This window comes from Candidatus Zixiibacteriota bacterium (genome assembly GCA_040753875.1).
Classification (GTDB): domain Bacteria; phylum Zixibacteria; class MSB-5A5; order GN15; family FEB-12; genus DATKJY01.
Genome location: JBFMDV010000038.1, coordinates 44,659 through 52,060, shown reverse-complemented (window position 1 = coordinate 52,060; position 7,402 = coordinate 44,659). Strand labels below are relative to the sequence as shown.

The 7,402-nt window shown below is 55.6% G+C and carries 6 protein-coding genes; 4 read left to right on the top strand and 2 right to left on the bottom strand.

Features of this window, described 5'->3' with window-relative positions:
• Positions 1 to 137: 137 nt before the first annotated feature.
• Positions 138 to 353: a hypothetical protein gene (locus AB1644_13855; GenBank protein MEW6052133.1), complete on the bottom strand. Its 216-nt coding sequence runs from the start codon at positions 351 to 353 to the stop codon at positions 138 to 140.
• Positions 354 to 372: 19 nt separating this feature from the next.
• On the bottom strand, positions 373 to 1,425 hold the full coding sequence (locus tag AB1644_13850; protein ID MEW6052132.1) for a hypothetical protein: 1,053 nt from the start codon (positions 1,423 to 1,425) through the stop codon (positions 373 to 375).
• A 731-nt stretch (positions 1,426 to 2,156) separates the two neighbouring features.
• On the opposite strand from AB1644_13850, the gene AB1644_13845 reads away from it, so the two are divergent.
• From AB1644_13845 to hprK, 4 genes are all read left to right on the top strand, one after another.
• Positions 2,157 to 4,265 carry a prolyl oligopeptidase family serine peptidase gene (locus tag AB1644_13845; protein MEW6052131.1) on the top strand — a complete coding sequence of 703 codons (2,109 nt, stop codon included), beginning with the start codon at positions 2,157 to 2,159 and terminating at the stop codon, positions 4,263 to 4,265.
• A gap of 342 nt (positions 4,266 to 4,607) precedes the next feature.
• Positions 4,608 to 4,889, top strand: coding sequence for an RNA-binding protein (locus AB1644_13840; protein ID MEW6052130.1), 282 nt, complete (start codon positions 4,608 to 4,610; stop codon positions 4,887 to 4,889).
• Positions 4,890 to 5,092: 203 nt separating this feature from the next.
• Positions 5,093 to 6,241 (top strand): 3-oxoacyl-[acyl-carrier-protein] synthase III C-terminal domain-containing protein, encoded by a 1,149-nt coding sequence (locus AB1644_13835; protein ID MEW6052129.1) that lies wholly within the window; start codon positions 5,093 to 5,095, stop codon positions 6,239 to 6,241.
• 50 nt (positions 6,242 to 6,291) lie between these two features.
• Positions 6,292 to 7,302 (top strand): HPr(Ser) kinase/phosphatase, encoded by a 1,011-nt coding sequence (gene hprK / locus AB1644_13830; protein MEW6052128.1) that lies wholly within the window; start codon positions 6,292 to 6,294, stop codon positions 7,300 to 7,302.
• Positions 7,303 to 7,402: the final 100 nt, after the last annotated feature.

Below are 7,402 nucleotides of genomic sequence, written 5' to 3'. Positions count from 1 at the left end.
CCCTCAATTTACCCTGTAACAACCGTCGCTCTGCCTTCTGCAGCCGACGCAATCTAATCCGCACCGGACGTGCCATATCAATTCCTCCTTGAGGAATCAATATGCACTTGTTAAATATTATTGGCAACTAATAGTTGCTATAGCACTAGTTGCAGCACTCCTGCTAACTGTGCCAAGAGTTCCGTGCGGTTATCCTGTCCGGCGGTGATCTCAAATTTGAGGATAATCCGATTGGAGTCCTCCGTAATGGACACTGGCCCATACTTGCCGTAATAGAATTGTGCATGCAGTGAACCGACCATACAGATGATCAGAACTGCGACCATTGTAACGATCTCGCCATGCTTCTTCATTAAAATCCTCCATCGAAAATTACAGTCCGTTCTGAGTCCTGGGGAACTTGAGCCATGCCCCGAACACACATCGCGTTGTTGTCCCACTGTCCTGCAGATTTCTGCGAATAATGGTCCCGTCAGCCATGGTAGTGCCCATAAGCCATCGGCCATCGGCCGTGATAACGATGTGTTTGTACCCCAAGAACTGGCTGCTGTCTGACCAGCACACCAAACCCCAGTCCATGACGGTATCGATCTTCATTGTCTCCACATGATAGACCGCCAGCGAGTATGGGGGCGGGGGACCCGAGATGAGATCACCGGGGTTTGTGAAATACACATCTTTGCCGTCCGGTGTTTGCGCCAGCGTTCCGCCGCCCGGAATCAATGGCTCACTAAACGTAGTCGAATCCAGAGTCAAATCGTAGACGTCAAAGGAACAAAGGAACGTGGCATACTTGCGATACAAATACAGCTTAGTCTCGTCCGGCGAAATAACCAATGGTTCGAGACCCATTCCACCCTTAATGCACGAGTAGGTCACTTGATTCGCTTGTTCCAGATCGAGCTTGTACATAGGGTAGCAATCACCTACTGCGGCCTTCTTGCCATAGAATCTCTTGCTGTTGCCGCTGAAGGTTCCGCTCGCGACAGCATCCGTGTCATGATAGACCACCGAGAAATCCGAAGTGCGGAGGATGAAAAGGTCAGTGTCACACACGGCGAGTAGCTGGTTGTCCGGGGATGGAGCCACATAACCACGATGTGGCAATGGTGTCAATACATCGAATGTCTCAGCATCCATCACTGTTCCGTCATACCAGTAAAGGCGCTTTCCATCTGCAGAAACTGCAGTCGGCGAAATCAGCGACTGTGGCTGACTAGTGGTCGAATCCAGCTTACCAGAAACGACGTGATACCGGTAAAGCTCATATGGCGGTACAGTATAGTCACCAAAGAACACCGCATAGTCCTTCGGCCCCTCTGGTTTTGGATCAGTCCCGTGGTCGGTGCACATCGACAGGAATAGCCCGAATGCACTACACAGCAGAACACACACCGCGCTCAGTTCTTTCACTCTCATGTCCATTAAACCTCCCGAGGTGCTTCCCTCGTCTTGTTTCAATTATAACGAATACCCCCCCCCCGCGTGTCAAGAAGAAAAGTGAGATTTTGTTGTCCATGCAACACTTTTGCCGCTGATCAGGCTTGCAGGCAGGAGTTGTCAGTTACTGACAGAATCTGTCAGTGCGAAGAGATTGTCGACGCCGTCTCTTTCGCCGCAATTTATTCTGCAACAACCAGAATATAGGGTTCACTGACAGTTTCTGTCAGTGGGGAGTGCTTGGAATTCGAGAGCGCCCCCTACTCCCACTCAAATGTGGCTGGGGGCTTGGAACCCGTAGAACACCCGAAGGGTGATGAATTCCGTTATGGCTGGTACGCGCATATCAACGCATGCCGTACCACAAGCCTCTTAGGACACTGTTTCATGCGTTCAATGTCAGAGAGTCATGCTAAATTAGCTACCACATTCACCACGAGGGCAGACCGGAGTGGCATTGTATCCTCAGCATGAAACCCGACACCCGGTAGATGAGTGGCGGAACCAGAAGCGGTTCCGCCCTACGGCAGCCCAAGGAAACATCAACCGAATGCATCTTCAGTCGAAGGCACCAACAAGCAGAAGCATTATCAACCGAAAGGGTCCTTAACCAGCGGCAACATCGGCCTCCTGACCTCCAAATATCCACTTGCGGCTTCTCTTCTGACGATAGACATTTACGGTAGCAATAGATGCTTTACCCCCTCGGAGGTAGTATGAGAATCAGAGCCGCACTGCTTTTGGCACTGGCGATAACTGTCGCCGTTATCATCAATCCAATCTACGTACAGACAGCCAACGGGGCCGACGACGACCCATTCATCTGGCTCGAGAATGCTCAGGACAGCACCGCCCTGAACTGGGTGAAGGCTCAAGATGAACTGACCTTGAAGGCGTTTGAAAACGATCCCAATTTCGTGAAATTCCAAGATGAGATCCTGACCATTCTCAATGCCAAGGACCGGATCCCGTACGGGACTCTGGACGAGGGGCAGGTGTACAATTTCTGGCAGGATGAAACACACGTCAAAGGGATCATCCGGCGAACCCCGCTTGCAGAATATCTCAAGAAAGATCCTCAGTGGGAAGCGGTGCTCGATATCGACAAGCTGAGCGCTGATGAAGGGAAGAATTATGTCTATGCCGGTGCGGCCAATCTTCCGCCCGGGAGGATCCGGAGCATGATCGCGCTGTCGATCGGTGGCCGCGACGCGGCGGAGTACCGCGAGTTTGATTTCAAAACAAAAGCGTTTGTCAAAGACGGCTTCTATATGCCGGAAGCCAAGAGCGATGTCACCTGGTATGATGCCAACACGCTCCTTGTCGGTACCGATTTTGGGCCCGGTTCCATGACATTGTCGGGATACCCGCGGATCATCAAGAAGTGGGATCGGGGAACGCCTTTATCGGCAGCGACCACGATCATCGAAGGCGACAGCACCGATGTATCGGTCAGTGCCTCTGTGTCATTTCGCCCGGAGGGGAATACACTGATGCTCAGCAAGTCGCTCGATTTCTGGGACTCGATAGACTGGCTGGTTGATTCGAGCGGACTGAAGTTCGAACTGCCGTTCCCGAGAGACTCCTATGTCTTCCCGTTCAAGGGGCATTTGCTGGTTCGTCTCAACTCCGAATGGCTGGGGATTCCGGAAGGGTCACTTGTGGCAATGCGCACCGCCGATCTGAAATCGCCTGATCTCAAGTCCAAACTGAATGTCATTTTCACGCCGGATGACAAGACCGTGCTGCAAAGTGTTACTGCCATCAAGGATTTTGTTCTGCTAACGGTGCTGGAGAACGTCCGAGCCAAGGCACTCTACTATTGGCCTGAAGAGTCGGCAGACGAGGACACGTGGGGGCACGGTAGTATAAATCTCCCCGATCTGGGCCAGATCTCTATCAAATCCGCCAACAGTTTTTCCAACACCATGATGATTTCCTATGACGATTTCCTCACGCCAACGAAGCTGTATTTATTAGATGATCCCACGGCTGCGCCCAGGGAGATAAAGTCGCTTCCGGCAGGATTCTCAAGCGACAATCTGAAGGTCGAGCAATTCTCTGCGACCAGCACTGACGGCACTGCCATTCCATACTTCATGGTCTCGCGGAAAGACCTGAAACTTGACGGAAATAACCCCACTTTATTGTATGGATACGGCGGATTTCGTGCGTCAGAGCTGCCGTCCTATTCCCGTACCATCGGCAAGGTCTGGCTGAGCAACGGCGGAGTATATGTTCTGGCCAATATTCGGGGCGGTGGTGAATTCGGTCCCCGATGGCATAAGTCCGCCCTCAAGGAGAATCGACAGAAGGCATTCGATGATTTCATTTCCGTTGCCGAGGATCTCATTCGTCGTGGTGTAACCTCGCCGGCCCATCTTGGCATTATGGGTGGGAGCAATGGCGGGCTGCTGGTCGGTACCTGTTTTGTGCAGAGGCCCGATCTGTTCAAGGCGGTGGTCTGCCAGATACCGCTTCTGGATATGCTGCGCTACACTAAGATGGGGGCAGGCTCCTCGTGGATCGGTGAGTATGGTGATCCGGAGATTGCGGAGCAGCGAGCGTACATCGAGAAGTATTCGCCATATCAGAATCTCAAGAGCGGGGTGAAGTATCCTGAAGTGTTCTTCTGGACCTCGACCGCCGACGATCGCGTGCATCCAGGGCATGCCCGGAAGATGGCAGCCAGGATGGAGCAGATGGGGTACAAGACATTTTTCTATGAGGAGTTGAGCGGCGGTCACGCCAGCGGCGCGGACAACAAACAGCGGGCGCGGGTGATTGCGCTTGAGTACGCGTATCTGTGGAGGATGCTAAAGTAATCACATCGGATTCCACCCGCAAGCGGGTGGGCCACCGGCCGGGAAGCCATCGAACCCACCGCAATCCTTCGTCTACGCTCAGGACGACGCCGGTGGGGTACCCGGTACATTCCGTGCTCCCAGAAAATTATTGACTTGCCCCGGCAGCAATGCTATTCTTGGCACCAAGACATACGGCCGCCCGTTGATCTTTTAGCAAGTCGTAGCTCACGAAGTTAACCCTTGCCAAAAATCTTCACAGTCGGCTCAGGGCACAAGCCCGGAAATAACCGTTTATTCCGTTCGACCTGGTGTCACACACGGCAAGGGCGTGGCAGGAATGAACAAACACGAAAGGTTCTTATGAACATCTATGTCGGCAACCTGTCACACGGAACGACCGAGCAGGGACTGCGTGCGGCGTTCGAGGGGTTCGGCGAGGTATCGTCGGTCGCCATCATCACCGACCGTGAGACCGGTCAGCCCCGCGGCTTTGGCTTCGTCGAGATGCCGAAGAAAGAACAGGGACAGGCGGCCATCGCCGGCCTGAACGGCCAGGATCTTGACGGCCGTACGCTCAAGGTGAGCGAGGCCCAACCGCGCGGCAGCAAACTGATGAACAACCGCCGGCCGAATCGCTGGTAGTTCGTATCAAACTCAGGCAGCGCTTCGGTAGTTGACCGGAGAATTGCTGCTTGAGCGCAAATCCATCGCAACGAGAGCGCCCGCGCGCTCTCGTTGCGGCAACAGCGCCTCCGGTCGCCATTGACTGACCGGGCTGCATCGTATGGTACATGGATGAGGTATAACGGTATCGGTATCGGCCGACCGCCGGACGGAAAGATGGCATGAGCAGTTATCAGAGATTTGGCATGCGGATCGGCGGCATCAGCGCGTACGCGCCACGCCACCGCATTTCGAACGATCGTATCGCCGCGCGCCTTCGCAAAGAGCGCATGAGTATCGCGGCCGAACAGCGCCGCAACGGCCACGAGGTGCTCGACCGCAAACAGAAGAAACAGTTCGAAACCAGCGATCGGTGGATCCGGCGGTTTATCGGCTTTTCGGAGCGGCGTTTCGCCGCTGATGCCGAGGGGACGATCGATCTGGCCGCCCGAGCGGCACTGGCGCTTCTGGCCGAAACAGGACTTCGACCGGCCGAGATCGATGGTATCGTCTTTGGCACGGTCACACCATCATACTTGAACAGCCCGCCGGATGCGGCTATCCTTCAGGATCGCCTCGGCATCCCCACCCATATCGGCGAGTCTCCGCGCGAGTTTCATTGTATTGATTGTTCGCTCGCCTGCAGCACCTGGGTCACCAGTCTGCACCATGCCTACATGCTGATCTCATCGGGCATGGCGAAAAACGTGCTGGTCATCGGCGCGGACAAAATGAGCACGACGATCAACTGGCGCGACCGCGCGTTCGCCTGCGTTTTGGGCGATGCCGGCACCGCCACCTGGTGCATTGCCGTACCGCCCGAGGAGGACTGGTTTTCGCCCAAGCAGTTCTGGAGCTGGGCCAGCGGCAAGGACGGCGACGTGATCATCACACCGGCCGGCGGCTCCAGCCGACCGATCCAGACGGAGCGGGAGATCCGTGAGTATCAGAATCGGCTCACTATGGACGGCGCCATGGTGCGGGAGTTGATGGTTCCGCTCATCGGCGGCCCGGGGATACAGGCGGCGCTGAAGAAGGCCGGGTGGACACTTGGCGATATCGACCTGGCAACACTTCACGAGGCGAACCTGACCTTGAACCAGGAGATCATCACACAGTGGAAGCGGAACGGTTTCCAGGGAACGGTCCTCGATGCCGGGGGTCAGTTCGGCAATACGACTTCCGCATCCATCCCACTTGCGGTCGCCTTGAACGCGGCGGCGCTGTCGATGGGCAAGCGGTTCGTGTGGTTTGCGTTCGGCGGCGGACTTTCGGCGAGTGCGGTGCTCGGACAGGTCAAACACCCCCTGACGGCGGTCATCTCAGTCTAAGTTCTGGCGCCGTTTCGTACGAGCGGTGACTCGAAAATCCGATTTCAAGCTTGCCCGACCGTTTCCGGTCGGGCTATATTTATCACCTCATGGCCACCGTTACTGTCGATAAGATCTTCCAGGCGCGCAGCCAGGACCTTGAACTCACACTGCTGTCCGGCAACGGCGAAGGGATGAAGAAGATCGTCCACAACGCCGAGCTGCACCGGCCGGGGCTGGCGTTGACGGGATTTTTCGAGCGGTTCGCCAACAAACGAATACAGATTCTCGGCGAGACCGAAATGACTTACATGAGCCAAATATCCCGGGAACGACTCATCGAGATCGCCGAAAAAATGTTCGGGCAGGACCTGCCGATGGTGATCATCTCCAAGGGGATCACGCCGCCGATCGATTTCATCACTGTCGGTGACAGATTCAACACCGCCGTTTTCTCCAGCCGGTTAACGACCGCCGACCTCAGCCAGCGACTTTCGGCCTACCTCGATCACACTTTTGCGCCCACCATCAACGTGCACGGCACGCTGGTGGATGTCTACGGGGTGGGACTGCTCTATACCGGGAAATCCGGTATCGGCAAATCTGAGGTAGCCCTCGACCTGGTTGAGCGCGGCCACCGCCTTGTGGCCGATGATGTCGTGCGCGTCACGCGTGTAGCGCCCGACGTCATAATCGGCTCCGGATCGGAGCTGCTCGGTCACCACATGGAGATTCGGGGCGTGGGGATCATCGATGTCGAGGAGCTGTTCGGCATCAGGGCCATTCGTCTGCAGAAGCGGATCGAGGTGGAGGTCCATCTCACCCTGTGGTCGGAGACCGCCCAGTACGAGCGGCTCGGGCTGGAAGACTATCACACCACTTTGCTTGGGGTGAATATCCCGCAGATCAATGTCCCCATCTCGCCGGGGAAGAATATCACCGTGATCTCAGAGGTTATCGCCATGAATCACATGCTCAAGGTGTATGGCGAGAACTCGGCGCTTGAGTTCACCAAGAAGCTCTCACAGCGGCTGGTGCGCCAGTCCAGCACTCAGGAATATCTCGAGTCCGACTACGAATAGCACTGGTCGTTTCATCTCCCAAAACCGCTTGGCAAACCGGGTCACGGCTGTTATCTTGGGCCGCTTTACCGCCAGGGTACCCTTCGGAACCCCGGGCATG

Bases quoted from the DNA above. Each gene is read 5' to 3' on its own strand.
- AB1644_13855 (MEW6052133.1), bottom strand. From the start codon at position 353: ATGAAGAAGCATGGCGAGATCGTTACAATGGTCGCAGTTCTGATCATC.
- AB1644_13850 (MEW6052132.1), bottom strand. From the start codon at position 1,425: ATGGACATGAGAGTGAAAGAACTGAGCGCGGTGTGTGTTCTGCTGTGT.
- AB1644_13845 (MEW6052131.1), top strand. From the start codon at position 2,157: ATGAGAATCAGAGCCGCACTGCTTTTGGCACTGGCGATAACTGTCGCC.
- AB1644_13840 (MEW6052130.1), top strand. From the start codon at position 4,608: ATGAACATCTATGTCGGCAACCTGTCACACGGAACGACCGAGCAGGGA.
- AB1644_13835 (MEW6052129.1), top strand. From the start codon at position 5,093: ATGAGCAGTTATCAGAGATTTGGCATGCGGATCGGCGGCATCAGCGCG.